This window comes from Aeromonas popoffii, from assembly GCF_000820025.1.
GTDB classification, from domain to species: domain Bacteria; phylum Pseudomonadota; class Gammaproteobacteria; order Enterobacterales; family Aeromonadaceae; genus Aeromonas; species Aeromonas popoffii.
Window position 1 is genome coordinate 1 of record NZ_CDBI01000047.1, and the last position, 25,531, is coordinate 25,531.

General features: G+C 55.4%; 20 protein-coding genes and 1 tRNA gene. 11 read left to right on the forward strand and 10 right to left on the reverse strand.

Features of this window, described 5'->3' with window-relative positions; all coding sequences use genetic code 11:
- The first annotated feature begins 28 nt into the window (after positions 1-28).
- Both BN1129_RS08615 and tcdA read left to right on the forward strand, forming a co-directional pair.
- A tRNA-Asp gene (locus tag BN1129_RS08615) sits at positions 29-105 on the forward strand.
- Positions 106-271: 166 nt separating this feature from the next.
- Positions 272-1,129 (forward strand): tRNA cyclic N6-threonylcarbamoyladenosine(37) synthase TcdA, encoded by an 858-nt coding sequence (tcdA, locus tag BN1129_RS08620; protein WP_042036025.1) that lies wholly within the window; start codon positions 272-274, stop codon positions 1,127-1,129.
- Here the strand turns inward: tcdA and BN1129_RS08625 are convergent.
- The gene (locus tag BN1129_RS08625; protein WP_042035848.1) at positions 1,114-1,551 is read right to left on the reverse strand and encodes a SufE family protein; all 438 of its coding nucleotides are present in this window, start codon (positions 1,549-1,551) and stop codon (positions 1,114-1,116) included. The two genes, tcdA and BN1129_RS08625, sit on opposite strands and share 16 nt — an antisense overlap.
- A gap of 13 nt (positions 1,552-1,564) precedes the next feature.
- A complete protein-coding gene (locus tag BN1129_RS08630) occupies positions 1,565-2,785 on the reverse strand; it encodes a SufS family cysteine desulfurase (protein WP_042035849.1) in 1,221 nt (406 codons plus the stop codon).
- Between the two features lie 166 nt (positions 2,786-2,951).
- Between BN1129_RS08630 and rep the strand changes: the two genes are divergently transcribed.
- A complete protein-coding gene (rep, locus tag BN1129_RS08635; RefSeq protein ID WP_042035850.1) occupies positions 2,952-4,964 on the forward strand; it encodes a DNA helicase Rep in 2,013 nt (670 codons plus the stop codon).
- An 8-nt stretch (positions 4,965-4,972) separates the two neighbouring features.
- Here rep and BN1129_RS08640 read toward each other — a convergent pair whose 3' ends face one another.
- The 5 genes from BN1129_RS08640 to BN1129_RS08660 form a co-directional block, all read right to left on the reverse strand.
- Complete coding sequence (locus BN1129_RS08640) at positions 4,973-7,258, reverse strand: putative bifunctional diguanylate cyclase/phosphodiesterase (RefSeq protein ID WP_042035851.1); 2,286 nt, start codon at positions 7,256-7,258, stop codon at positions 4,973-4,975.
- A gap of 84 nt (positions 7,259-7,342) precedes the next feature.
- Positions 7,343-7,798, reverse strand: a complete 456-nt coding sequence (locus BN1129_RS08645; RefSeq protein ID WP_042035852.1) for a c-type cytochrome — start codon at positions 7,796-7,798, stop codon at positions 7,343-7,345.
- 200 nt (positions 7,799-7,998) lie between these two features.
- Positions 7,999-9,027 carry an L-threonine 3-dehydrogenase gene (tdh, locus tag BN1129_RS08650; RefSeq protein ID WP_042035853.1) on the reverse strand — a complete coding sequence of 343 codons (1,029 nt, stop codon included), beginning with the start codon at positions 9,025-9,027 and terminating at the stop codon, positions 7,999-8,001.
- Positions 9,028-9,095: 68 nt separating this feature from the next.
- On the reverse strand, positions 9,096-10,286 hold the full coding sequence (locus tag BN1129_RS08655; protein WP_042035854.1) for a glycine C-acetyltransferase: 1,191 nt from the start codon (positions 10,284-10,286) through the stop codon (positions 9,096-9,098).
- A gap of 118 nt (positions 10,287-10,404) precedes the next feature.
- The gene (locus BN1129_RS08660; protein WP_042035855.1) at positions 10,405-11,046 is read right to left on the reverse strand and encodes a TetR/AcrR family transcriptional regulator; all 642 of its coding nucleotides are present in this window, start codon (positions 11,044-11,046) and stop codon (positions 10,405-10,407) included.
- Between the two features lie 146 nt (positions 11,047-11,192).
- Here BN1129_RS08660 and rfaD point away from each other — a divergent pair, with 146 nt between their 5' ends.
- From rfaD to BN1129_RS08695, 7 genes are all read left to right on the forward strand, one after another.
- The gene (gene rfaD / locus BN1129_RS08665) at positions 11,193-12,149 is read left to right on the forward strand and encodes an ADP-glyceromanno-heptose 6-epimerase (RefSeq protein WP_042036026.1); all 957 of its coding nucleotides are present in this window, start codon (positions 11,193-11,195) and stop codon (positions 12,147-12,149) included.
- Positions 12,150-12,267: 118 nt separating this feature from the next.
- On the forward strand, positions 12,268-14,031 hold the full coding sequence (locus BN1129_RS08670; RefSeq protein WP_042035856.1) for a bifunctional glycosyltransferase family 4 protein/polysaccharide deacetylase: 1,764 nt from the start codon (positions 12,268-12,270) through the stop codon (positions 14,029-14,031).
- A 2-nt stretch (positions 14,032-14,033) separates the two neighbouring features.
- Entirely contained in the window at positions 14,034-15,242 is a 1,209-nt protein-coding gene (locus BN1129_RS08675; RefSeq protein ID WP_042035857.1) for an O-antigen ligase family protein, read from the forward strand.
- On the forward strand, positions 15,239-16,330 hold the full coding sequence (locus tag BN1129_RS08680; RefSeq protein WP_042035858.1) for a glycosyltransferase: 1,092 nt from the start codon (positions 15,239-15,241) through the stop codon (positions 16,328-16,330). The genes BN1129_RS08675 and BN1129_RS08680 overlap by 4 nt, the downstream gene beginning before the upstream one ends.
- Positions 16,331-16,383: 53 nt before the next feature.
- Complete coding sequence (locus BN1129_RS08685; protein WP_042035859.1) at positions 16,384-17,049, forward strand: glycosyltransferase family 25 protein; 666 nt, start codon at positions 16,384-16,386, stop codon at positions 17,047-17,049.
- 90 nt (positions 17,050-17,139) lie between these two features.
- Complete coding sequence (locus tag BN1129_RS08690) at positions 17,140-18,168, forward strand: glycosyltransferase family 9 protein (protein ID WP_042035860.1); 1,029 nt, start codon at positions 17,140-17,142, stop codon at positions 18,166-18,168.
- A 54-nt stretch (positions 18,169-18,222) separates the two neighbouring features.
- Positions 18,223-19,335, forward strand: a complete 1,113-nt coding sequence (locus tag BN1129_RS08695; protein WP_042035861.1) for a glycosyltransferase family 9 protein — start codon at positions 18,223-18,225, stop codon at positions 19,333-19,335.
- Here BN1129_RS08695 and BN1129_RS08700 read toward each other — a convergent pair.
- From BN1129_RS08700 to BN1129_RS08710, 3 genes are all read right to left on the reverse strand, one after another.
- On the reverse strand, positions 19,271-20,338 hold the full coding sequence (locus BN1129_RS08700) for a glycosyltransferase family 9 protein (protein WP_042035862.1): 1,068 nt from the start codon (positions 20,336-20,338) through the stop codon (positions 19,271-19,273). The genes BN1129_RS08695 and BN1129_RS08700 overlap by 65 nt on opposite strands.
- Before the next feature lie 427 nt (positions 20,339-20,765).
- Positions 20,766-22,088 carry a type II toxin-antitoxin system HipA family toxin gene (locus tag BN1129_RS08705; RefSeq protein ID WP_042035863.1) on the reverse strand — a complete coding sequence of 441 codons (1,323 nt, stop codon included), beginning with the start codon at positions 22,086-22,088 and terminating at the stop codon, positions 20,766-20,768.
- Positions 22,088-22,342, reverse strand: a complete 255-nt coding sequence (locus tag BN1129_RS08710) for a helix-turn-helix domain-containing protein (protein WP_042035864.1) — start codon at positions 22,340-22,342, stop codon at positions 22,088-22,090. Before BN1129_RS08710 ends, BN1129_RS08705 begins: the two co-directional genes overlap by 1 nt.
- Before the next feature lie 618 nt (positions 22,343-22,960).
- Here BN1129_RS08710 and hsdR point away from each other — a divergent pair.
- Positions 22,961-25,438, forward strand: coding sequence for an EcoAI/FtnUII family type I restriction enzme subunit R (gene hsdR / locus BN1129_RS08715; protein WP_042035865.1), 2,478 nt, complete (start codon positions 22,961-22,963; stop codon positions 25,436-25,438).
- Positions 25,439-25,531: the final 93 nt, after the last annotated feature.

Genomic DNA, 25,531 nt, shown 5'->3' on the forward strand with positions numbered 1-25,531 from the left:
AGATTTAGCGAAAAGCTAGCCAAATAGCGGAGCGGTAGTTCAGTTGGTTAGAATACCGGCCTGTCACGCCGGGGGTCGCGGGTTCGAGTCCCGTCCGCTCCGCCAGTAACAAGAAGCCCAGTCTAACGACTGGGCTTTTTTCGTTTCCGACCATTCAACACCCGCTTTTACCATTATCCCCCCCTCTTCCTTTCTCTATGCCGAGCCATCTTGATGATCGCCGCTGGCTTTAGTTGTCGTTATAATGGCCGCCCTCAAGCAAGGTGATGGTATGACAGCAGAATATCTACAGCGATTCGGGGGCATTGCCCGTCTTTATGGTCAGAGCGCACTTGGCTCCTTCAGTCAGGCCAGGGTCTGCGTGGTCGGGATCGGCGGGGTAGGCTCTTGGGCGGCGGAGGCGTTGGCCCGTGCCGGCATCAACCAGATCACCCTGATCGACATGGATGATATCTGCATTACCAACACCAATCGCCAGATCCACGCCATGCAGGGTACGGTTGGTCGCCTCAAAACCGAGGTGATGGCAGAGCGCATTCGCGCCATCAATCCGGATTGCGAGGTGATCGAGGTGGATGATTTCGTCACGCCCGACAACCTGGCCGAGTATATCAAGCGTGAGTTTGACTATGTGGTGGATGCAATCGATTCGGTCAAGGCCAAGGTGGCGCTGATTGCCTTCTGCAAGCGCAACAAGATCCCGGTGATTGTGGCGGGTGGTGCCGGCGGGCAGATGGATCCGACCCAGATCACTGTGGCCGATCTGGCCAAGACCATTCAGGATCCGCTGGCGGCCAAGGTACGCTCGGATCTGCGCCGGCTGCACAACTTCAGCAAGAATCCTGCTCGCAAGTTCGGGGTGGAGTGCGTCTTCTCAACCGAGCAGTTGAGCTACCCGGATGGTCAGGGTGGCACCTGTCAGGCCAAGGCGGCCAGCGATGGCTCCATGAAGATGGATTGTGCCTCTGGCTTCGGGGCCGTGACGGCGGTGACGGCGACCTTTGGGCTGGTTGCCGCCTCCCGGGTATTGAAGAAGATTGCCGAACGGGGCGCTAGAGCCGAACGTCTGGCAAGTGAAACGACAACAGCGATAGAGGCGCCTTTGGCCAGTGATCAGGCCGACGCCTGATCCCGCATTGCCAACACGATCGCTCTGAGCCCGTTACCCCGTGACGGGCTCAAGTGTTTCTCCAGTCCAAGTTCGGTGAAATATCCTTCCATATCAAAAGCCTGGATCGCCGCAGACGATTGGTGGTTGAGCGCCGCCAGCACGATGACGATCAGTCCGCGGACTATGCGGGCATCGGAATCACAGGCAAAGTGCCAGCAACCATCCTCGCTTTTTTCTCCCTTCAGCCAGGCTTGGCTTTCACACCCCTTGAGGCGGAATGCCTCCTGTTGCCATTCGCCGGGTAGCGTGGGCAGCTGTTTGCCGAGCTGGATGATGAGCCGATACTGGTTCTCCCAGCCATGGGCTGCAGCAAACTGCTGGCGGATGGTGTCGGCGTTGGGCTCAAGGCCGATTTGGGTATAGGTTACGAGGCTGTTCATTCGGTGATTTGCCTTAGAAGAAGTCACTGAGTTTGTGCAGGGCGGCCAGCAAGGCGTCGACATCGTCCCGATTGTTGTAACAGGCCAGTGAGGCGCGCAGGGTGCCGCCGATCCCGAGTGATTCCATCAGTGGCATGGCGCAGTGATGGCCGACTCGCAGGGCGATCCCCTGCATATCGAGCAGGGTAGCGGCATCTTGCGGGTGGATATCCTCCAGCAGGAAAGAGACCGATCCGGCACGTTGGTCGGGCTCGCCGACCAGACGCAGCCCCGGCACCTGTTGCAAGCCAGCGACCAGATAGTCGGTCAGCGCCTGCTCATGGCTGGCGAGCCATTGCCGGTCTTGCCCCATCACAAAATCGACAGCGGCGGCGAGGCCGATAGCGCCAGCAATATGGGGGGTGCCCGCCTCGAACTTGAAGGGCAGGGTATTGAAGGTGGTGCCGCTGAAACTGACTCTGTCGATCATCTCGCCGCCCGCCTGCCAGGGCGGCATGCGTTCCAGCAGTTCGGTTCTACCCCACAGCACACCGATCCCGGTTGGGCCATAGAGCTTGTGGCCGGAGAAGGCGTAGAAGTCGCAACCAATGGCCTGCACATCCACTTCAAGATGAGCCACCGCCTGGGCGCCGTCGATCAGCGTCACGGCGCCCACCGCTTTGGCCGCCGCCACTATCTGTTCGACCGGATTGACGGTACCGAGGGCATTGGAAACGTGAGCCACGCTCACCAGCCGGGTCCTTGGCCCCAGCATAGCGTGATAGGCGGCCAGATCGAGATCGCCCCGCTCATCGAGGGGAATGACCCGGATAACCGCGCCGGTGCGCTGGGCGACCAGTTGCCACGGGACGATATTGGCGTGGTGCTCCAGCGTGCTGAGGACGATCTCGTCCCCCGCCTTGAGCTCGCTCATTCCCCAGCTTTGGGCCACCAGGTTGATCGACTCAGTCGTTCCACGGGTCCAGATCACCTCGCGGCTGTGGGGGGCGTTGATGAAGCGGGTGACCGCCTCGCGGGCGGCCTCAAAGGCGCGGGTAGCGCGACCACTCAGGGCATGGGCGGCGCGGTGCACGTTGGCGTTGTCGGCCCGATAGTAGTGCGCGATGGCATCCAGCACTGCTTGCGGCTTCTGGGTGGTGGCGGCGTTGTCCAGATAGACCAGAGGGTGGCCGTTCACCTCCTGCGCCAAGGCCGGAAACTGGCCGCGCAGTCGGGCGTGCTGTTGCTGATTCATGCTCCCCTCGTCATCATCTGGAAAAGTCGGCCATGATCCTGAAAATGGCGTTCGAACACAAGGCGCACGATGCTAGCCGACTGATGGTGTGTGGCGCAGCGATGCGGCTCACCCGCTGATTTCTGTTACAATGCCGCCCCTCATCATAAGCCAAGAGATCCGGCCCATGAAGCTCAACCCCAATCAGAACGAAGCGGTCAAGTTTGTCTCCGGCCCTTGCCTGGTGCTGGCGGGAGCCGGATCGGGCAAGACGCGCGTCATCACCAACAAGATCGCCTACCTGGTACAGCAGTGTGGCTATAACGCCCGCAACATAGCAGCCGTCACCTTTACCAACAAAGCGGCGCGGGAGATGAAGGAGCGGGTCGGTCAGACCCTGGGTCGCAAGGAGGCGCGGGGACTCATGGTCTCCACCTTCCACACCCTGGGCCTCGATATCATACGCCGTGAGCACAAGAGTCTGAATCTCAAGGCTAACTTCTCTCTGTTCGACGATACCGACCAGCTGGCGCTGCTCAAGGAGCTGACCGAGGCTGAGCTGGATAATGACAAGGACAAGCTGTCTGCCCTCATCAGCCAGATCTCCAACTGGAAGAACGACCTCATACTGCCGGCGCGCGCCATGCGTATCGCCCAAGGGCCGGAAGAAGTACTGATGGCCCAGCTCTACGAGCGTTATCACCGCCAGATGGTGGCCTACAACGCGCTCGACTTCGATGACCTTATCGTGATGCCGACCCTGCTGCTCAAGAGCAATGACGAGGTACGCACCCGCTGGCAGAACAAGATCCGCTACCTGCTGGTCGATGAGTATCAGGACACCAATACCAGCCAGTACGAGCTGGTGAAGCAGATCGTCGGCGAGCGGGCTCGCTTTACCGTGGTGGGGGACGATGACCAGTCCATCTACTCCTGGCGTGGCGCCAAGCCGCAAAATCTGGTGCTGCTCAACGAAGACTTTCCGAGCCTCAAGCTCATCAAGCTGGAGCAGAACTACCGCTCCAAGGGGCGCATTCTGAAATGCGCCAACATATTGATCGCCAACAACCCCCACGTGTTCGACAAGGCGCTCTTCTCCGAGCTCGATTACGGGGTGCCGGTCAAGGTGCTGTTTGCCAAAAATGAGGAGCACGAGGCGGAGCGGATCGCCGCCGAGTTGATGGGCCACAAGTTCATGAACCGTACCCGCTTCAAGGATTACGCCATCCTCTATCGTGGCAACCATCAGTCGCGCATCTTCGAGAAGGCGCTGATGACCAACCGCATCCCCTATCGCATCTCGGGCGGTACCTCTTTCTTCTCCCGTACCGAGATCAAGGACATCATGGCTTATCTCAAGCTGCTGGTGAATCCGGACGAGGACACCGCCTTCCTGCGGGTGGTCAACCTGCCACGGCGGGAGATAGGTCCCACCACGCTCGAAAAGCTGGGTCAGTATGCCAACCAGCGCGGCAAGAGCCTGTTTGCCGCCAGCTTCGAGCTGGGGCTGGAGCAATCGCTCTCCGGCCGTGGTCTGGTGGCCCTGCAGGCCTTCACCAACTGGCTGGTGCGACTCGGCGATCAGGCGCAGCGCGGCAACCCGGTGGAGGCGGTGCGGGACATGATCAAGGAGATCCACTACGAGGAGTGGCTCTACGAGACCTCCCCCAGCCCGAAGGCGGCCGAGATGCGGATGCAGAACGTCTCCACCCTCTATCGCTGGATCACAGAGATGCTGGAAGGGGATGAACTGGAGGAGTCGATGACGCTCGCCCAGGTGGTGACCCGTCTTACCCTGCGCGACATGATGGAGCGTAACGAGGGGGAGGATGATGCGGATCAGGTGCAGCTGATGACACTGCACGCCTCCAAGGGGCTGGAGTTCCCCTACGTCTTCATGGTGGGGATGGAAGAGGGCCTGTTGCCCCACCAGACCAGCATCGATGAAGACAACGTGGAGGAAGAGCGGCGTCTCGCCTACGTGGGCATTACCCGCGCCCAGACCGAGCTCACCTTCACCCTCTGCAAGGAGCGGCGCCAGTATGGTGAATCGGTGCGGCCCGAGCCGAGCCGCTTCCTGCTGGAGCTGCCTCAGGACGATCTGGAGTGGGAGAACCAGAAGAAGGTGACGGCCGAGGAGCGCCAGCAGAAGGGGCAAGTCGGGGTTGCCAACCTGAGGGCGCTGTTCAAGAAGGATTGAGCCGGCGGCTAGCCACGCTCACCCTTGGTCTGGGTGAGCAGGGGTGTGATATCGGCTCCCGGCATGGGGGGGGAGATGTAGCGCCCTTGTCCCATCAGGCAACCCATGTCGATCAGCTTCTGTAGCTGTTGCTGGTTCTCGATCCCTTCGACCACCAGGGTGAAGTCCAGATCCTGGCAGATATCGCGCATGGCGCGGATCAGCGCCAAATCCTTGGGGGATTGCAGCATGCGATGGGTGAAGCTGTCATCCACCTTGATGTAATCCACCGGGAAGTGGAACAGGGCGTTGAGGGAGGAGAAGCCGGTGCCAAAATCATCCAGACTGATCTGAATGCCCTTGGCCCTCAGCTCGTGCAGGGAAGTGAGGGCGTCGGAATCTTGCCGCGACAGCTCTCGCTCGTTGAATTCAAAGATCAGATAGCCAGGCGCTATCCCCTCGGTTTCTATGATGTCCATCAGCCGCATGATCTGCTCGTGATTGACCAGATGCTTGCCGGAGAGGTTGATGGCGACCTTGAACTTGCACTGGCCTGAGATGGGCAACCACGCTTTCAACTGTTGGCAGGTGTGGCGCAGTATCTGGTAATCCAGCTCTTGAATGAGGCCGCACTGTTCCGCCAGCGGGATGAAGTCGAAGGCATCCTTGAGCACCCCCTCTTCGGTGATCCAGCGTGCCATCACCTCCAGTCCGGTCAGGCGGCTGTCCTTGAGCCGGATCACCGGCTGGAAATAGGGCAGTATGCGGCCCTCCCGCAGGGCCTTGGCCAGCATCTCTTCTGGTGAAGCCCAGGTCTGGGCAGAACACTCCTCCGAATAGCTGACGATGCGACTGCGTCCGTTGCGCTTGGCCTGATACATGGCCAGATCAGCCTGATGCAGCAGTTGGCTGATGTCGGTGGTCTGCTCCGATACGCTGGCCACCCCGAGGCTGACCGTGATGCTCAGCTCGTTGCCTTGCAGCCGGAAGGGATAAGAGAGGCGGCTGATGATGCGGTTGAGCACAGGGCTGATATCCTCCTCGTTTTTGCTGCTATCCAGATAGATGACGAACTCGTCCCCTCCCAGTCTGGCCACCATGTCGTTTTGCCGGATGCAGCTTTGCAGGCGGCGGCTCATCTCCTTCAGCAGTTGATCGCCAGCGCCGTGTCCCAGGGTGTCATTGACTTGCTTGAAGTGATCCAGATCGATGAAGATCAGCGAAAACCCGGGTGACTTGTAACGGTGGAAGTGGGTCATGGCGTGGTTGAGGTGGTTCATCAACAGGGCGCGGTTGGGCAACTGGGTCAACGGATCGTGCAGGGCATCGAACTGAAGCCTGCGTTCCTGTTCCTGATGCTGCTTGAGCTGCTTCTGCAATCTGAGGTTGGTCTGTCGCAGCTGTTGCAGGCGTTGATTGATGGAGTCTTCCGAGTTGATGTCGTGCAGCTGTTGCCGGATCCGTCTCAGCTCCAGCAGCAGGGTCAGCTGGCTGCGCAAGAAGTCGAGGAACAGCCGATCGTCCGTCTCCAGCAGCTGCGGGGTGCTGATGATGAAATGGGCAAAATATTGCTGCTGTAGCCGTAGGGGTTGGCTGTACCAAAACAGCTGCTCCTTATGCTGCTCTATGTTGTTGGTGCTGTGGCACATGCCCGCGATGAACTCATCGCCGTGCAGCGGCAGCTCGGGATAGATCTTTTCCAACTGGTGGCTGTCGATGCGTACCAGCAGCACGTCCTTAATGGCCAGCATCTGGCGCAGCACGGCTTCCAGTTGGGAGAACAGGGCCTGGCTGGGCAGGGTATTGGCCAAGCGAATGATGCGATTGATGCTCTCGATTTTTTTCTGCCAGTCCGGGTCCTTGCGGATGAGCGGAGAAGCCAGCTCCGAGAATTGCGAGCCGGCCTGGGTTTCATTCAATCGTGTGGCGAGGCACTCCAGCAGCAAGCGTAGGGTGGGTAGCTCCTTGGGCTGGCTGCAGGCCAGCAACCACTGCACCTGACCATGTTCGATGGGAAACACACACCAGCCCTGGGCTTCATCAAGTTGGGTTAGCTGTTCAGTGAGCAGTGACGCTTCCAGCCCCAGCTGCAGTTTGAAACTATCGGAAATCTGATGTTCACATACCCAGTGCAGCCCAGACTCTGACAAGCCCAGCATGCCGAAATGCTGCAGCGGGCAGAGCTGGTCCAATTGCTGGATCAGGGTGTCGTACTCTTTGGGCGTGGCAGAGGAGGGGGCAGGAAAATCCATAATGGCGGACATTAACGCCAGCAAGGGAGTCGAATACTGTGATGCTCTGGGTTGCGCTGACATAGAAACTCCCAATGTGCCTACCCTACAAAGAGTAGTCGGAAGTGAACAGATTGAAAGGGCCGCAAGTGCGGCCCTTTCAATCACTTAGAGCTTGTCGATCATGTAGTGAATGGCGTTTTCGATCTCTTCATCGCTACAGGTGGCGCAAGTCCCCCGTGGCGGCATGACACCCGCCTTGCCAGTGAAGCCTTCGATGGCATGTTTCTTCAATGTATCGATGCCTTGGGCGATGCGTGGTTCCCACGCTGCCTGGTCGCCGCGTTTGGGGGCACCGGCAATACCCATGTCATGACAGGCAAAGCACGCACCCTTGTACACGGCCTCGCCATCACGTGGGCCGGATGGTGCTGCCGCCACAGAAGCTGCGCCTGCGGTCGCAATCCCTTCCAGATCCTTGGCGGTATAGACTTGACCGACAGGTTTGATCCGTTCGGCAATCGCTTCCGGCGACATATCATCGGCAGCAAACACCACGCCGGACAGACTGGCAGCCGTCATCCCGACAACCAGCAAATAGCTCAGTTTTTTCAACACGCTCATGTACTCCCAGCAGGCTTTTATTATCCCTAGAAAACGACGGGATTATAACCGAATAGTTACAGCCATTTAAACGCTTGTGTGTGAAGTGTTAAGCACTCTGCGTGCAAAGTTTCTTCGTCAGATCACAAACTGGCGAGGAGAGGCGCAGAAAAAGAAACCCGGTCTTCACCGGGTTTCATGGGATTGAGCCGCCGGGAGGCTTATCTATCCCAGCTGAGGATCACCTTGCCGGACTGGCCGGAGCGCATGGCATCGAAGCCCTGCTGGAAGTCATCGATATCAAAACGGTGGGTGATGATGGGGGACAAATCCAATCCGGACTGTATCAGGCTGGCCATTTTGTACCAGGTCTCGAACATCTCGCGACCGTAGATCCCTTTGATAAACAGACCCTTGAAGATCACCTTGTTCCAGTCGATGGCCATGGTGGCAGGCGGGATGCCGAGCATGGCGATCTTGCCGCCGTGGTTCATCTTGTCGATCATATCCTGGAAGGCGCTGGGCACGCCGGACATCTCCAGCCCCACGTCGAAGCCTTCGGTCATGCCCAGCTCGGTCATCACGTCGGAGAGTTTTTCCTTGGCCACGTTGACGGCGCGGGTGGCGCCCATCTTGCGGGCCAGATCCAGCCGGTATTCGTTGACGTCGGTGATCACCACATGGCGGGCGCCCACGTGGCGACAAACGGCGGCAGCCATGATGCCGATGGGACCCGCGCCGGTGATGAGCACATCCTCACCTACCAGATCGAAGGAGAGGGCGGTGTGCACCGCATTGCCAAAGGGATCGAAGATGGCAGCCAGCTCGTCCGGGATGTTGTCCGGCAGCTTGAAGGCATTGAAGGCCGGGATCACCAGATATTCGGCGAAGGCGCCCGGGCGGTTGACGCCAACGCCAATGGTGTTGCGGCAGAGGTGAGTGCGGCCTGCGCGGCAGTTGCGGCAATGTCCGCAGGTGATATGGCCTTCGCCGGATACCCGGTCTCCCACGGCAAAGCCGCGGACTTCCTGGCCGATTGCGACCACTTCACCGACATATTCATGGCCAACCACCATGGGCACCGGAATGGTCTTCTGGGACCAGTCGTCCCAGTTGTAGATGTGGATGTCGGTGCCGCAGATGGCGGTCTTGCGGATCTTGATCAGCAGGTCGTTGTGGCCGAGTTCGGGGGCCGGTACGTCCGTCATCCAGATACCGACTTCTTTGTGCAGTTTGGATAGTGCTTTCATGGTTGTTCCTTCATGCCAGTCAATCACGATGAATGCAGAAAAAAGGGGCTGCAGCCCCTTGATTCAAATCAGATAACGCCGAGTTCACGGCCGATGCGGATGAAGGCGTCGATCGCCTTGTCCAGCTGTTCGCGCGTGTGGGCGGCAGACATCTGGGTGCGAATGCGTGCCTGACCCTTGGGCACCACCGGGAAGGAGAAGCCCACCACATAGATGCCAGCAGCCAGCATGCGGCTCGCCATCTCGGAGGCGAGTTTGGCATCTCCCAGCATCACCGGAATGATGGCGTGGTCGGCCCCCGCCAGGGTGAAGCCGGCGGCGCTCATCCGCTCGCGGAAGTAACGGCTGTTCTCTTTGAGGCGGGCGCGCAGGTCGTGACCTTCGGCCAGCATGTCGATCACCTTGATGGTGGCGGCGACGATGGAGGGGGCCAGCGAGTTGGAGAAGAGGTAGGGGCGGGAGCGCTGACGCAGCCAGTCGATCACCTCCTTCTTGCCGGAGGTATAGCCACCGGACGCGCCGCCGAGCGCCTTGCCCAGGGTGCCGGTGATGATGTCAACCCGATCCAGCACGCCGCAATATTCGTGGGTGCCGCGACCGTTCTCGCCGATAAAGCCGACCGCGTGGGAGTCATCCACCATCACCAGCGCATCGTATTTGTCCGCCAGATCGCAGATGGATTTGAGGTCAGCGATGACCCCATCCATAGAGAAGACGCCGTCGGTGGCGATCAGCTTGAAGCGGGCTCCATCGGCATCCGCCTGTTTGAGCTGGGCTTCCAGCTCGGCCATGTCGTTGTTGGCGTAGCGATAGCGCTTGGCCTTGCACAGCCGCACGCCGTCGATGATGGAGGCGTGGTTGAGGGCATCGGAGATGATGGCATCTTCGGCGCCGAACAGGGTCTCGAACAGGCCGCCGTTGGCATCGAAGCAGGAGGAGTAGAGGATGGTGTCCTCGGTGCCGAGGAAGGCCGACATCTTCTGCTCCAGCGCTTTGTGCTGGTCCTGGGTACCACAGATGAAGCGCACCGAAGCCATGCCGAAGCCATGGCTGTCGAGCCCCTGATGGGCGGCGGCGATCAGATCCGGGTGGTTGGCCAGCCCCAGATAGTTGTTGGCACAGAAGTTCAGTACCTGCTCACCGCCGACGGCGATGCTGGCTTGCTGGGCGGAGGTGATGATGCGCTCCTGCTTGTACAACCCCTCAGCTTGCACCTGGTTCAGTTGCTCGGTCAGGTGACGATAGAATCCGTTAGACATCCTCGATCCTTATTGGCTATTTCAGCTGCGTATCAACAGAGGGCAACATTTTACTGCAATCTGTTGCGGCAAATTCAAATGATTGTGCTGATATTCAACAAGTGTGAAACAGATCTCACTAAGCTGGTTGGGCCAGCTGACGGTAGTGTTGTTCCAGCTGCTGGATCTGTCCGGCCACCTGCGGTTGGATATAGGGGCGCAGCAAAAATAGTACCTTCAACACCCCCTGATAGAGCAGCGGTTTGGTGATGCGGGTATTGGGCGCCTGGGCAATCTGGAACGGGATCCAGCAGGTCACCACCATCTTGATGGTCTGGCCAAGGTCGGGCAGGTCTGCGTCGTTGACGTCTATGATGCCCCCTTCACGCAGGCTCCTGAGCAGGGCGACCACGGAGGAGCGCATCTGTTCCTGGGCCTTGAGGTACTTCTGCTGCAGCGGTTCGTCGCGGCTCAGAATGTCCGGCAGGTTGGCGTAGAAAAAGCGGAACTGCCACATCAGATAGAAGATGGCATCCAGATAGCCCATCAGGTTTTCCAGCTTGATTTCGTTACTGCGCGCGGGGGTGAAGCTCTCGCTCAGGTGGCGGGCGTATTGATCAAAAATCGAGTGGATGATGTCTTCTTTATTCCTGAAGTGGTAATAAAGGTTGCCAGGGCTGATGCCAAGATGGGCGGCAATGTGGTTGGTGGTGATGTTGCGCTCACCCTGATCGTTGAACAGCTCGGTGGCGCTGTGAATGATCCTGTCTCTGGTTTTCATCACTGTTCCCTCTGGCGGGCCCGTTGCATCAAGGTCGAATCCCCTTGCGGCCCGTGATAAACTTTTCGGCAATTTCAAATTGGTTCACTATACACAGCTTTAACAAGCAGTCACACGTGACCATCAACGTACGCGAGGCAAACTCCATGATCGTAGTAACTGGCGGTGCTGGCTTTATCGGCAGCAATCTGGTCAAGCAGCTGAACGCTCAAGGACGGACCGATATCGTGGTCATCGATGACCTGACCGATGGCACCAAGTTCGTCAACCTGGTCGATCTGACCATTGCCGATTACATGGATAAGGACGAGTTCCAGGCGCGGATCGTCTCCGGCGACGAATTTGAAGAGTGGGGCGACGGCATCGAGGTGATCTTCCACGAAGGCGCCTGCTCCGCGACCACTGAGTGGAACGGCAAGTTCATCATGGAGGTCAACTACGAGTACTCCAAAGATTTGTTCCACTACTGCATCGAGCGGGAGATTCCCTTCATCTACGCCTCTTCCGCCGCGACTTACGGTGGCCGCAACGACAACTTCATCGAAGATCCCAAGTTCGAGCAGCCGCTCAACGTCTATGGCTACTCCAAGCAGCTGTTCGACCAGTACGTGCGCCGCTGGATGCCGGAGATCAACTCCCAGGTTGTGGGTCTGAAGTACTTCAACGTCTACGGTCCGCGTGAGCAGCACAAGGGCCCCATGGCTTCCGTTGCCTTTCACCTCAATACCCAGGTGAAGAAGGGCGAAAAACCCAAGCTGTTCGAAGGTTGTGACGGTTTCCCGAACGGCGGCCAGATGCGTGACTTCATCTATGTGGATGACGTTTGCAAGGTGAACCTCTGGTTCTGGCAGAACCCGCAACACTCCGGCATTTTCAACTGCGGCACCGGTCGTGCCGAGCCGTTCCAGAACGTGGCCGAAGCCGTGATCCAGCATCACCAGAAAGGGACTATCGAGTACATTCCCTTCCCGGATCACCTCAAGGGTCGCTATCAGAGTTTCACCCAGGCAGACATGACCAAGCTGCGCGGTGTCGGTTATGATGCCGAATTCAAAACCGTTGCCGAAGGGGTCGCGGATTACATGGCCTGGCTCAACCGCTAACGGGTGAGCACAACGCGACCGTTTGAGCGCAAAACCGGAAGCAGACACTCGCTTGCTTCCGGTTTCTGGCGTCTGGCACGGCTTGTCGTTCCTCTCTTCTCCACCGGGTAACCGCGCAATGAATGTATTGATGGCACTCTCCCAGCTCGAAGTGACGGGAGCTGAGGTCTATGCCACCACGGTCGGTAACGAACTGACCCGGCGTGGTCACAACGTTTTTTATGTTTCAGATACCCTGACCAAACCGACCCTTGGTCCCGTCTTCAAGCTTCGATTCAACAAGCGCAGCATACTGCGCCGCTTCTGGCACGTATTTTACCTCATCTATCTCATCAAGAAGCACCATATCCAGTTGGTGCATGCTCACTCCCGCGCCTCTGGCTGGAGTAGTTATGTGGCCTGCAAGCTGACCGGTACTCCCATGATCACCACGGTGCACGGTCGCCAGCCGGTACACGCGTCACGCAAGGCGTTCCACGCCCTTGGCTATCGGGCGGTTGCCGTCTGCGAGGATATTGCCCACCAGATCATCGACAACCTGGGGGTGGATCCCCAGATTGTGCAGGTGCTGCGCAACGGTATTGAAACCGACAAGTTTCAGCCCGAACCCGCGCCGGATAATCCCAAGCCGGTGATCGCCATCATTGGGCGGCTGAGCGGCCCCAAGGGGGAGCTCTGCTATCGCCTGCTGGACGAGGTACTGGATCTGGATGCCTGTCAGGTACGGGTGGTGAGCGGCAGCCAGTTACCCGAGCGTTTCCACCGCTTCCAGCACCAGGTCGATTTCGTCGGTTATGTGGACGATGTCCCTGCCTTGATGGCGGGATGTGATTTGGTGATCGGTGCTGGCCGGGTGGCGATGGAGGCGCTGCTGTGCGGGCGTCCTGCGTTTGCCATCGGCGAGGCCAAGGCGATTGGTCTGGTGACTGAACAGAATCTGGCAGAGGCGCTGGCGAGCAACTTTGGTGACATAGGCCCCAAGGATCTGGCGATCAACTTCACCACCTTGAGGGCAGAGATAGCGCTCGCGTTGACCAGCAAGCGTGTGCCTGAGGCCATTCGCCTGTGCATTCAGGATGAGTACGGCTTGCAGGGGGTTGTATCCGGGCTGGAAGCTATCTATCAGGATGCGGTGGTGGAGACCCTGCGCCGTGAGATGCCGGTCATCATGTACCACCGTTTCATCGAGCATGACAGCGAGAAGGGGGTGCATGGTACCTGGATGCCGATCGCCATGTTCGAGAAGCATCTGCGACTGATGAAGTGGCTCGGCTACGAGACCCTGACGTTCCGCGATCTGGCGGACAAGGGTTTTATCCATCGCCTTGAATACGGCAAGAAGTACCTGATGATCACCGCCGATGACGGCTATCAGGACAACCTGACGCGCATGCTGCCACTGCTGGAAAAATATGGTTACAAAGCGGTGGTGTATGTGGTGACCGGAGAGGCACATAATCGCTGGGATGTGGAGCACCCGACCAACCCGGATTCCCAGGTTTCCTTGATGAATGGGGAGCAGATAAAGGCCCTGGTGGCCTCAGGCCATGTGGAGATTGGTGGCCATACCCTGACTCATCCCCGTCTGAGTCAGCTTTCATCCGAGCAACAAGCTCATGAAATACAGGAAAATAAACGTCAGCTGGAAGCCCTGCTCGGTTATTCGCTGGTCTCGTTTGCCTATCCGTACGGAGATATGAACGACAGTGCCAAGGAGCAAACCATCGCCGCCGGGTATCGTTTTGCCGTCGCGACTAACAGTGGTCCCAGAGCAATGCATCAAGATCCTTACCGGATCCGGCGCATCGCCATTTTCCCTCGTACCGATGTTTTTGGGCTGTGGCGTAAGATCCGCGGGAATTATGTTTTTAGAAAGGCATGATTATGACGCTAGTTAAAAAATACGTTCATCGAATTAGCATTGTACTCTGTTCAATGACGTTGTTTTTCACATTGTGTGGGCTATTTATTGTTCCATTAGGCCAACATTATTTGACTAAGTTGCTGGTTTTATCATCCATAATAGGGGTGATAAATTACTTTGTAGGGAATAAAGAGCTGATTGGTGTATCAGCAAAAAATCTTTACTGGTGCGTGTTAATTTACATTGTGGCAATTGGCATCAGTAGACTGGTTCACGATGATGAAAGCTGGTTGATAAGGAACTTGTTATATATTTTGGCATTCTTCTTATTAATGCCAAGAGAGGCCGTTTTGGTTAGTGTATTCAAACTGGGTTCCCTGGTCGGTGGGATTGCGATTGGTTTGCTTGCTATATGGCAATATCATAATGGAATGCTTCGGGTTGAAGGGTTTACCAATGCTATCCTGTTTGCTCAAGGTGCACTTATTTTGGCCATCTTGAATAGTTTTTTCGCACAGGAATCATCATCTCTTTTGGCTAGATGTCTTTATATTATTAGCTCGATATTTGCAATTTCAGCTATATATCTATCTCAGAGTCGAGGTGCATGGCTGGCACTGGTCGTCGTAGTTACATTTGTACTTTTTGTTAAAGCTATAAAAGAGCCAATAAAATATTTTTCGTGGTTTTTAATACTATCTTGCGTGCTGGTAATTACTTTCTATGAGAGTGATATGTTAAGAGCCCGGATTCTCGAAAGTATTTCTGAAGTTAATATGATGGAGAGCAACGACTATACATCATCATGGGGACTAAGATTAATGGCTTGGAGGAGTGCCTGGGCTGGGTTTGTTGATAACCCATTGCTAGGTGTTGGGTTGGATGGATTTAAAACCATGCAGCAGCAACAACTCTTGGATGGTATAGTAAATAAATTTTATGTTGATTATGGCATGTATCATGCTCATAACCAATTTATTCAGAATATGGTAATCAGAGGCATTTTGGGGCTGCTAGCAGCATTGGCCATATTGGTTTATCCGATGTGGTTATTTTGGCAACAATCAAAATTGGTCTCTGTAGGTTTTATAATTACACTGAGTACATTTGTTTGTGCTCTTACTGATGTTCCGATAGAACACCAAAACACTCTTTATATATATTTGATTTCTTTATTTTTTATCTTTTTTAAGAACGAAGGCAGATTCAATGAAAAGGTTGTCTTATGACTAAACGCCTTTTGTTTTTTATCCATTCTCTAGGTATGGGGGGGGCTGAAAAAGTACTGCTCACATACGTAAAAGGATTGGTGGATAATTATGAATACCATATTACTATTGTTACCAACGAGGATAGTAGTGAATATGTTGTTGCTAAGGAGATCGCCAAGGTAGCAGAGGTAGTTAATCTCGACTTTAAAATGGGTAATTCATTTTTTGCAAAATTGAATGGGTCAATAAAAAAGCGACATGCTATTAATAAATTGGTTGAGAGTAGCGATCTGGTAATTGATTTTCTTGATGGCGATTTCTTCAAGTATTTCAATGATTGCCCTAAGCCAAAGGTGATGTGGTTACACTCAAGTTTTTATAACCTTGAGGGACGTAAACGCCATATGCGAAAGCGGTGCGCAAGTTATGATAGAGTGATCCTGATCTGCCAAGATATGCTTGCAGAACTTCAAAGAGAGCAGATGGGTTGGTTGAAGAATGCTCATGTTTTATATAATCCTTTCGATTTTTTACGAATTATTCATCAGTCTGAGCAATATGAAGAAAACTCTGCGTTAGACAGGAAGCTGCTGCAGGAGGAGTATATCTTGAGCGTCTCTCGTCTAGATGAGCAGACCAAGGATATTGAGGGGCTGATCCTGGCTTATGCCAGAGCGCTGGATAGTGGGCTAAATAAAAAACTGGTTATCATCGGTGATGGCCCAGATAGGGAACATCTAATATCTGTAGCCGAAAAATTTAAATTGCATGATCGAATTCATTTTATCGGGCTTAAAGCCAACCCTTATGTATGGATGAAGCATGCTGATACCTTCGTGCTGAGTTCCCGAGGGGAGGGATTTGGTCTGGTATTGGTAGAGGCGCTATTGTTGTGTGGCAGGGTTATTTCTACCGATTGCCCTGTTGGTCCCAGCGAGGTCCTTGAGCGGGGGCGGCTTGGTACCCTGGTTCCTATGGGGGATGTATCAGCATTGACAGATGCACTTCTCAATCCACCCTCTAAAATATCGAATATTGATCTTAATAAATATTCAAGCGAGAGTGTCTTGCGAGAGTTTGATATGATGTTGCGAGAGCTTTTATAGACTATTTTCTCACCCTTATTCACTGGATGAGGGGTTTCTGAACGGTAGATAACATGATCCCAGTTTTTGTCATCAGTCTTTCCCGTAGCGCCGAACGCCGAGAGATGGCGATCAAGCAGATGAAGCATCTAGGCATTGAGTTCAGCTTTTTTGATGCCATTGATGGCCGTAATTTGACGGAGGAAGATGTTGGGCTTGTTGATATGGTTGCAGCCAGGACCTTTTCAGGCCATGAACTGAGTCATGGCGAGATAGGGTGTGCACTGAGCCATATCAAGCTCTACGAGATGATGGTGGCAAAGGGAATCGAGCGTTGCGTCATTCTGGAAGATGACGCTTACCTACACATGCACTTCAAAAAAATCGTTGAAAGGATAGTTTCATGCAACAGCTCTGACATTGCTTTTCTGCACCATGGCAAGGCTAAAAAGTGGCCTCTTTTGCGAGCCCTGCCAGAGGGTTACCGGCTTGCCAAATACAGGACGCCCAGCAAACACTCCAAGCGTGCTGTGTTGTCTGCTGCCGGTTACATGTTGACGCTGAGTGGGGCCAAAAAATTATTGGCCAAGGCCTATCCGGTGCGAATGCCGGCGGACTACCTGACGGGTCTCCTGCAGCTGACTGGCCTGACCGCTTCCGGCGTTGAGCCCTGCTGTCTGGATGTGGATCTCTTTACCACCACGATTGATGATCGGGCTTATGGCCACTATCTGGAATAAGCATGGGTTGAATAATAATGCCTCTGTCATGGCAGTGGATAGCCCTGACAGCACGGGGTAGAAGATAGGCTGTTGCATTCTGGATAACGTATGAATTTCAAAAAATTGCTCATCAATCAGATTGCCAAGTGGATGATTGGCAGGCAGCCTCTTGCCATTCCAGGTGCGGTAGAAGTGGAACCGACCCGTGTTCTGGTGATTTGTTATGACGCCATCGGCGACTTCATTCTCTCCCTGCCCGCCATTGCCCGGCTCAGGGAGATGTACCCCGCCGCTCGCCTTGAGCTGGTGTGCAGCCGGCGCAACGAGATGCTGGCGGCCTCGGTCGCCGGGATCGATGAATGCCATGTGATCACCTTGAACGATACCCTGTTATCGGCGGGTATGTGGTGTAAGCTGCGTGAGCTCAGGCACCGGCAGTATGACATGGTCATCAACCTGTTCGATGAGCCCGATGACATTGCCATGGCCAAGCTGTTGTTTCTGGCCAATGGTCGCCTGCAGTCATTGCCCTTGCGTTTCAAGAGCGAAGCGCAGCAGCGGGTGCTGCCACTGTTCAACCAAAAGGCCACCATAGTATCGTCACGCCCCATCCGGGAGCATTTTGTCTATCGCATGCTTAGCGTGACAGGCGATCAAACACATGTGCCGGTCACCATACCGTCACCTTGCAATGAGCAGCTGGATACCCGTGCTTATGGCCCCTATCTGCTGGTTAATCTGACGGGCAGTCAGGTGGGTAATTCGATGGTGGATGAGCAAATCAACGGCATTCTGGCCCAATTGCCAGTGTATCCGGGGGTTTCCTACCTGGTCTTCTCCAAGCGCCCTCTGGCATGTCAGCGGCAGGATATGACAGCTCTGTTTCCCGACACCATTCTCGATGCCGCCAAGATCATCAAGGATGCTCGGGGTGTCATCTCGACGGATACCTCTATCATCCATATCTCGTCTTCGTTCGGGGTGCCCACTCTGGTGTTGATGAACAACGAGTCCTGGCGCGATGCGTTTATTCCGCTCTCTGGCCGCAATATCATCCTGAGATCGACCACGGATAGCCTTTCCGCGCTTTCGCCTGTCGAGATCAGCCGTCAGGTCGATGCCCTGATGACACTGTAGTGGTGTCAGCCTGTTATCATATCTCCCCAATTCAACGGCCATCCTGGTAGATTCATGTCATTAATCAACGATCTGCAACTCAAGCGTGACATTCTTCGCCGCAAGGTGGGACGGTTTCTGTTTGATCGAAAACGGCCTGAACCCACCAGGGAGAGCGAGGGAAAAGTCGTCCTGCTGCGCTGGGATGCCAAACTGGGTGATGCGATCGTCTCGTCCTGGGTGGCCCGTGAGCTAAAGCGAGTCAACCCGGCACGTGAGGTATGGATCGTGACAACGGCAGCCATGGCTCCCCTGTTTCGCGAGCATTTCGGCATGGATAGGGTCATCGAGGTGCCCAAGCGCCCCGGTTATTGTCAACTCAGGCGGCTGGCACAGTCACTGGGGGAGGTCGGTTGCCTGGTTCACTTTGGCAAGATGTTGAAGATGAAGGATATCTTTTTCATCAGCCAGGTCAGGGCAGACTGGGTCGCCGGCATGGACGATGCCCTGCAGGCCATCAATCTCAAGCTGGGAGCCGCGTCCAGCGGCATGCACTTCTCCGACAAGTTTGCCCTGCTGTTGAATCGACTTGGGGTGGCAGACCCGGATCAGCGCTACATAATCCCCGCTCCGGGTCAGGAGGCGTCGGTTGCGAGCTGGTGGCCCGATGATGTCGTGCTCTGCTTCAACCCTTATGGCAGCGGCAGCTCTCGCCGTCTGAAGCCCGAGCTGATCCGGCAGATGCTGGAGAGGATGCTGGACGCTTGCCCATTTGCTATCTGCCTGCTTTATCCACCAGGCATGGGGGCTGAAGTAGCAGGGATCCGGGCCGGGCTCTCCCGACCCGAGCGGATGGTATTGTCACCCGATGCGCCCTCGCTGGCGGGCCTTTTCGCCCAGTTGCGCCAGAGTCAGGGTCTCATCTCGGTGGATACGGCGACCATACATATCGCGGCCGGGTTGGAGCAACCCATTCTGGGTCTCTACAACCCGGATATAGGGGGCGGCAACGAGAATTTCATGGAGTGGCATCCCAATTCCCCACTGGCGACCGTCCTGTTCTCGGAGAATCTCCGTGAACAGGACATCAACTCTCTCAACCTGACCGAGTTCGACCGGCTATTCAGGCAGTGGTTGCTTGCCAATCAGGCAGCGCTGTCAGTCGGGCAATCACCAGCTCAGGCGTGATGGCGCGCAACAGGGTGTCGTCGATGAAGTCTTTCTCCGCATTTTGCGGCAGCTGGAAGGCCGGCCCCTTGGCATCGAAGATATCAATGGCCTGATAACGGGGGTGGTTGACCGGGTTGGCGATGATTTTGTCGCCGCCGGGGGCCACTATGGTCAGCAGGGGCAGGTCGATGGCCTGGGCCATGTGGCGGGGGCCGGTATCGTTGCCGACAAACAGTTTGCAGTGGGCAAACAGTCCCACCAGCTCCCGCACCGAGCGGGTCTTGATCTGATCAAATATGCTGCCCTGCAAGGCTTTGGGCAGCAGCGGCTTGAGACCGCGGTTGTACTCCTCTTCCCCTGGCCCGCAGTAGATCAGGATCTGGGCGTTGTGCTGTTCGATGAGCCACTGGGCAACTTGGGCGAAGCAGTCGATGGGCCAACGTTTGTAGTGCCCCAGCGAGTTCACCCCCATGGCGATCAAGGGCCGAGCGAGATCGATGCCGGCTGCCTGCAAGGTTTCACGTCCCTGCTGTTTTTCTTCCTCACTCAGCCAGAGATAGTAATTGCGATCTTCCCTAGCCAGGTTGAGGGGCTTGAGCAGCGAGAACCTGTCGTCAACCAGGGTGCTGTTGCCCTGGAATTCGGTGTCTTTGCGAAAGCGTACAATGCGGTTGTGGCCGAGCCGCCAGGGGAAGGAGTCAAATCCTATCCGCAACCTGGCGCCGGAGAAGAGGCAGGTCAGCAGGCCTATCATCTGGCCCTGGCTGTTGACCACCACGTCATAGTGTTCGCGGCGGATATCCAGCAGCAGGTCTTTCATGTAGCGCCAGTCGTTGCGCCTGGCTTTCTCTATGATGAGGAGTCGATCAATATTGGGATTGCCCTGCGCCATACCCGCGCAATAATCCATGACCAGATAGTGAACTTCCCCGCTTGGATCGTTCTGCTTGAGGTTGTTGCACAGCGCGGTGGAGATCAGCACATCCCCTATCTGTTTGGTTTGTACTACAAGGTATTTCATAAGGCGGGCCTCAATAGAGGTCGTTGTTGGGCATCAGCGTGACAGCATACCGCACAAGCGAGTCAGATGCTGTCGGACAGGAATGAAAATCCGATCTGGCTCAAGCCAATGGTGGTGTGGTGCAGACATGGAGTAGAAGCCCGTCGTTGACGGGCTTCTTGCATCCATTGCTCTATGTTCTGGATCTGATTACATGCTGGACTGTAAATAGCTATAAAAATCATATGTATGATGTGATTTTTATTATTTTTTAAGAAAAAACTACCCAAAATACTACCCAGGCAATGGTGATAGCCCCCTGTTTATGCTGAACCATCCCCACGCTGGCCAAGTAGAGGTGGGAAAAGTGGGAAACCGGGAAAAACTGTGCCTGGAGGTGAGGTTGCAATGGTTGGTGCTTATGTTTTGTCTCTGGCCAGGATTCACTTCACTTGGTTGACGACCGAGTTAAACGCTGCGCTCTGGTGCTGAGGCCATCCAGAATCGAGTCAGCAATCTGGGTGGGAAATGTATCTGGTAACTGCTGACGGACGGCCGAGATCACTTCATCCAGACTACTTGCCATTTCGTTTAGGATTATTTCCATTTGCACCTTCTCAAATCCAACCGCTTTGGCAGTCTGATAGAAATGGCGAGGAAATATCTGCTCTATCGCATATTTCTTGCCCTTGGTCGCGGTCAGGCCCATGGCCAGCTTTGCATCGCGTGGGTGTAGACCTCGACCACCAAACGCGGGATACATGGAGAGGATGTCGTAAAAAGGGGTCAGGCGAAAACGCCCTTCCGGCTCAATAAAGACCGAGAAGTTCTTTGCATGGCCATCGGTGGCCGCCAGCAGCCAGAACAGGACCTGAGATTTCATGAACAGGTAGCGATCCTGTTCCGGTGTCGCAGAGCCCAGCAAGGTTTTCATGATGTCAGTGATCCCCGGTCCGCCATGGCTCTCGTATTTCCGTGCTGATGGAACATTCAATACCTGACAGAAATCTTCTTGGGGAAGGCGCATGATCCAACTGCGATCTGTAGCGTAACGTCTGTCGAAGCGTTCCACCGCAAGTGCTTTGACTTGGCCAACCTGCATCATGAAGCAGTGAGGTACGGGTAGACCAAACTCCTTGGCAATCAGAGTGCAGAGATATTCGTTTTCTACGCTCAGGGAGAGGTCTATCGAGTAGGAGTGGCTTTCAATCTTGCCTATGGGGAGTTTGATAATGTGGGTTGTCGGTGTTGCGTTGAGTGGCAAGTACCAACGGCCATCGAGATAGAGCAGCGCTGTTTTTTCCTGTGCTCCGGCGATGGAGATCCGGAACTCCTCTTGCTCCCTGACCATACCCAAAGGGATTCCTGATTTGTAGCTGGTCAGGATCTGTTCTAGTTCATCATCGGAAAGGGCCTTGTAGTCGATTCGCCTGACATCTGGAACATCGCCCCCTTCGGTAACCAGCTGTAATGCCCCTACGCTATCCTGGCCAATGCAACTGAGCAGATCGAAGGGCTGGGTTGATGCCGCCTGATAGCGTGCTACAACCCTGTTCCTCACCTCCGGATTATCCGGCAGCAGGTTGTCGAAGAAGTTATAGGCTTCATCGCCCCGGTAGGCCTGATGGCGCAATGGCATGGAGAGCGAGATGGGACGGCAACCTGACTGTGCCAGCCATGACTCATGGTACAGAAACTGATGGGCACCGCTGGTAGTTTTGGTGAATGTGCCTACCCGATAGCCGTTCATGTAGACAGCCAGATTGGCCATTACCACTCCTCCTTCCAGCCTGACGAAGGGTTATCGGATGACTCATTGCGGGGTTTGATATCCAGTGATAATTCGAGTGCTGCGAGGATTTTGAACAGGGTCTCCAGCTTGGTGGACTCAGGGTTGAGCTCGAAGCTGGAGACAGTGTCTTGCCTAATTCCCACTTTCTCGGCCACTTTGCCTTGAGAGAGCTTTTGAGAAAGCCTGGCATCCTTGATACAGGCGCTGAGCTGCTTGGCGCTGGTTACTTTCATGATCCGACTACCTGGTCGCGTGCGTTCTTTCAATTTACACGCTATGGCAGGTATATCAATGTTTACCTGTTACAGCGGGTAAATATTTTTTACACGCCACAGGCGGTATTTAACATTTATCCCCTATAGCGGGTAAGAGAACAGCAAACGGGGGGATGACGTCGAAATTTCAATCAATATGGGCAGCCAACCAGTCGAGACCTTGCTCTGCAAACGTGAACAGCTGGTCGCTATAGCCAGGATTGTGAGGGACGCTACGCATTATCGTGCAGCAAACCTACCGCTCCTGACTGAAGTATGTGGGTGGTCTGTATCAAGCGTTCAAAGACAACTCAAAAGCGATCTATTGGTGAAGGCGCAGACTTGAAGTGTATTCCGTCGGATCAAAAGGCTACCGAAAGGTCGTGTTTTGATGCCGTGCGGTGGTTCCAAAAAGGTATGCCCTTCAAAGAGCATTCAGCGCGACATGGTGATGCCATTGCCAGACGTTTCCTTGACCAGAAGGCTCGCCATCAAGAGCTGCTCTCCTTGTTGCTTTATGAGTCTGAAATCAACAAAACTCGGCTGATTTTATGAGAGAATCTTGAGCAATATTGTCCCCCGACCGGAAGAGTGCTCATGGCCGAGATCAACAAAGCGACCCTCACCGAAGCCGACATCATCTCCAAATACCTGCTGCCTGCCATCAAGGCGGCGGGGTGGGATGATCTGACCCAGGTTCGCCAGGAGGTGAAGCTGCGGGATGGCAAAGTGGTGGTGCGCGGCCAGATGGCGGCACGTAAAAAGGTCAAATCGGCCGATATCGTGCTCTATCACAAGATGGGCTTGCCACTGGCGGTGATCGAGGCCAAAGCCAACAAGCATGAGATTGGCAAGGGAATGCAGCAGGGGCTCGATTATGCCCGTCTGCTGGATGTGCCGTTCGTATTTGCCAGCAACGGCGATGGCTTCGTATTTCATGACAAGACCAATCCGGCCAAGCTGGAATCCGAGATCGCGCTGGAGGACTTCCCCAGCCCGGGCCAGCTTTGGGACAAGCTCTGCACCTGGAAGGGTTACACCGAGGCACAGCTGCCTGTCATCAGTCAGGACTATTACTCGGATGGCAGTGGCAAATCTCCCCGCTACTACCAGCTGCAGGCTATCAACAAGACCGTAGAAGCCATATCGAAAGGTGAGGATCGGGTATTGCTGGTGATGGCCACCGGCACCGGCAAGACCTACACAGCGTTCCAGATCATCTGGCGTTTGTGGAAGGCGGGCGCCAAGAAGCGCATCCTGTTTCTGGCCGATCGCAACATTTTAGTGGATCAGACCAAGATCAATGACTTTCAACCCTTTGGCTCAGCGATGACCAAAGTGATAGGGCGCACAGTCGATCCTGCTTTTGAAATTCATCTTGCCCTCTACCAAGCGCTCACCGGACCAGAAGAGGCTCAGAAAGCTTTCAAACAAGTCTCTCCAGATTTCTTCGACCTGATCGTGGTGGATGAGTGCCATCGGGGCAGCGCCGCCGAAGACAGCGCCTGGCGTGAGATCCTCGAATACTTCTCATCGGCCACCCAGATTGGCCTCACCGCCACGCCCAGAGAGACCGAAACCGTCTCCAACACCGATTACTTCGGTGACCCTGTTTATACCTACTCCCTCAAAGAGGGGATCGAAGATGGTTTTCTTGCCCCCTACAAGGTGGTGCGGGTCGATATAGACGTTGATCTGCAGGGGTGGCGCCCAACCAAGGGGCAACTGGATAAACAGGGAAACCCGATTATCGATCGCATCTATAACCAGAAGGATTTCGACCGCACCCTGGTGATCGACGAGCGCACCCGGCTGGTGGCCGAGACCATCACCAACTACCTCAAGAAAACCGACCCGATGGCCAAGACCATCGTATTCTGCAACGACATCGATCATGCCGACCGAATGCGCCGTGCCTTGGTCAACCTCAACCCGGATCAGATGGCCAAAGACGATCGCTATGTGATGAAAATCACCGGCGATGATGACCTTGGCAAGGCCCAGCTCGACAACTTCATCAACCCGAAAAAGCCCTATCCGGTCATCGCCACTACCTCCGAACTGATGACCACTGGCGTCGATGCCAAAACCTGCAAGCTGGTGGTGCTGGACCAAAACATCCAGTCCATGACCAAGTTCAAGCAGATCATCGGCCGTGGCACCCGTATCGACGACAAGTACGGCAAGCTCTGGTTCACCATTCTCGACTTCAAGAAGGCCACCGAGCTGTTTGCCGATCCTCGTTTCGACGGCGAGCCGGAGCGCGTCATGGTGGTCAAACCGGCAGACATCAACAACCCGGATGAAGGCCTGGGCGATCTCATCGACGGCACCGATCCACTGCCAACCGATGAACCCGGCGATAATGACGATCCGTTTGCCCCCGGGGTCGATGAAGAGCCCAGCACTTACACAACCGGTAGTGATGGTGGTCAGAGTGGCGCAGGGGGTCAGGGCGCAGGCCCGCTGGGTGGTCCAACGCCCGGGGTCAGCAAGTATTATGTCAACGGCGTGGCGGTCAGCGTCATCGCCGAGCGGGTGCAGTATTACGATGCCGATGGCAAGCTGGTGACCGAATCCTTCAGGGACTACACCAAAAAGACCCTGCTCAAGGAGTTTGCCACCCTCGATGCCTTCACCAAACGCTGGCAAGCCGCGCAGCGCAAGCAAGCCATCATGGATGAATTGGCACAGGCGGGCGTGCTGTGGGAGGTGCTGCAAGAAGAGGTGGGCAAGGATCTCGACCCGTTCGACCTTATCTGCCATGTGGTATACGATCAGCCGCCACTGACCCGCCGCGAGCGGGCCAACAACGTCAAAAAGCGCAACTACTTCACCAAGTACAACGATACCGCCCAGCAGGTGCTCACCAGCCTGCTCGACAAGTATGCCGATCAGGGGGTGACCGAGATTGAGACCAAGGATGCGCTAAAAGTGGCCCCCTTTACCGAGTTGGGTCGCCCGCTGGAGTTAGCCAAGAAGGGGTTTGGTGGCCCCAAACAGTTCGAGCAGGCCATCACCGAACTGGAGCAAGAGATCTATCGCCACCAAGAGCGCGAGCAGCAGAGCGCCTGACGCCAGGGCTGCAACAGCTCCACAGTGCGGCCATGGCAATCATGGCCGCTTGTTTTATCGATCTTCCTGACGCATTCGCCCCTGTATTCGTCA

Coding starts and splice junctions, on each gene's coding strand:
- BN1129_RS08675 (WP_042035857.1), top strand. CDS start 14,034: ATGACGCTAGTTAAAAAATACGTTCATCGAATTAGCATTGTACTCTGT.
- tcdA (WP_042036025.1), top strand. CDS start 272: ATGACAGCAGAATATCTACAGCGATTCGGGGGCATTGCCCGTCTTTAT.
- tdh (WP_042035853.1), bottom strand. CDS start 9,027: ATGAAAGCACTATCCAAACTGCACAAAGAAGTCGGTATCTGGATGACG.
- BN1129_RS08645 (WP_042035852.1), bottom strand. CDS start 7,798: ATGAGCGTGTTGAAAAAACTGAGCTATTTGCTGGTTGTCGGGATGACG.
- BN1129_RS08640 (WP_042035851.1), bottom strand. CDS start 7,258: ATGTCAGCGCAACCCAGAGCATCACAGTATTCGACTCCCTTGCTGGCG.
- BN1129_RS08700 (WP_042035862.1), bottom strand. CDS start 20,338: ATGAAATACCTTGTAGTACAAACCAAACAGATAGGGGATGTGCTGATC.
- BN1129_RS08710 (WP_042035864.1), bottom strand. CDS start 22,342: ATGAAAGTAACCAGCGCCAAGCAGCTCAGCGCCTGTATCAAGGATGCC.
- BN1129_RS08630 (WP_042035849.1), bottom strand. CDS start 2,785: ATGAATCAGCAACAGCACGCCCGACTGCGCGGCCAGTTTCCGGCCTTG.
- BN1129_RS08695 (WP_042035861.1), top strand. CDS start 18,223: ATGTCATTAATCAACGATCTGCAACTCAAGCGTGACATTCTTCGCCGC.
- rep (WP_042035850.1), top strand. CDS start 2,952: ATGAAGCTCAACCCCAATCAGAACGAAGCGGTCAAGTTTGTCTCCGGC.
- BN1129_RS08660 (WP_042035855.1), bottom strand. CDS start 11,046: ATGAAAACCAGAGACAGGATCATTCACAGCGCCACCGAGCTGTTCAAC.
- BN1129_RS08690 (WP_042035860.1), top strand. CDS start 17,140: ATGAATTTCAAAAAATTGCTCATCAATCAGATTGCCAAGTGGATGATT.
- BN1129_RS08655 (WP_042035854.1), bottom strand. CDS start 10,286: ATGTCTAACGGATTCTATCGTCACCTGACCGAGCAACTGAACCAGGTG.
- BN1129_RS08680 (WP_042035858.1), top strand. CDS start 15,239: ATGACTAAACGCCTTTTGTTTTTTATCCATTCTCTAGGTATGGGGGGG.
- BN1129_RS08685 (WP_042035859.1), top strand. CDS start 16,384: ATGATCCCAGTTTTTGTCATCAGTCTTTCCCGTAGCGCCGAACGCCGA.
- rfaD (WP_042036026.1), top strand. CDS start 11,193: ATGATCGTAGTAACTGGCGGTGCTGGCTTTATCGGCAGCAATCTGGTC.
- BN1129_RS08670 (WP_042035856.1), top strand. CDS start 12,268: ATGAATGTATTGATGGCACTCTCCCAGCTCGAAGTGACGGGAGCTGAG.
- BN1129_RS08705 (WP_042035863.1), bottom strand. CDS start 22,088: ATGGCCAATCTGGCTGTCTACATGAACGGCTATCGGGTAGGCACATTC.
- hsdR (WP_042035865.1), top strand. CDS start 22,961: ATGGCCGAGATCAACAAAGCGACCCTCACCGAAGCCGACATCATCTCC.
- BN1129_RS08625 (WP_042035848.1), bottom strand. CDS start 1,551: ATGAACAGCCTCGTAACCTATACCCAAATCGGCCTTGAGCCCAACGCC.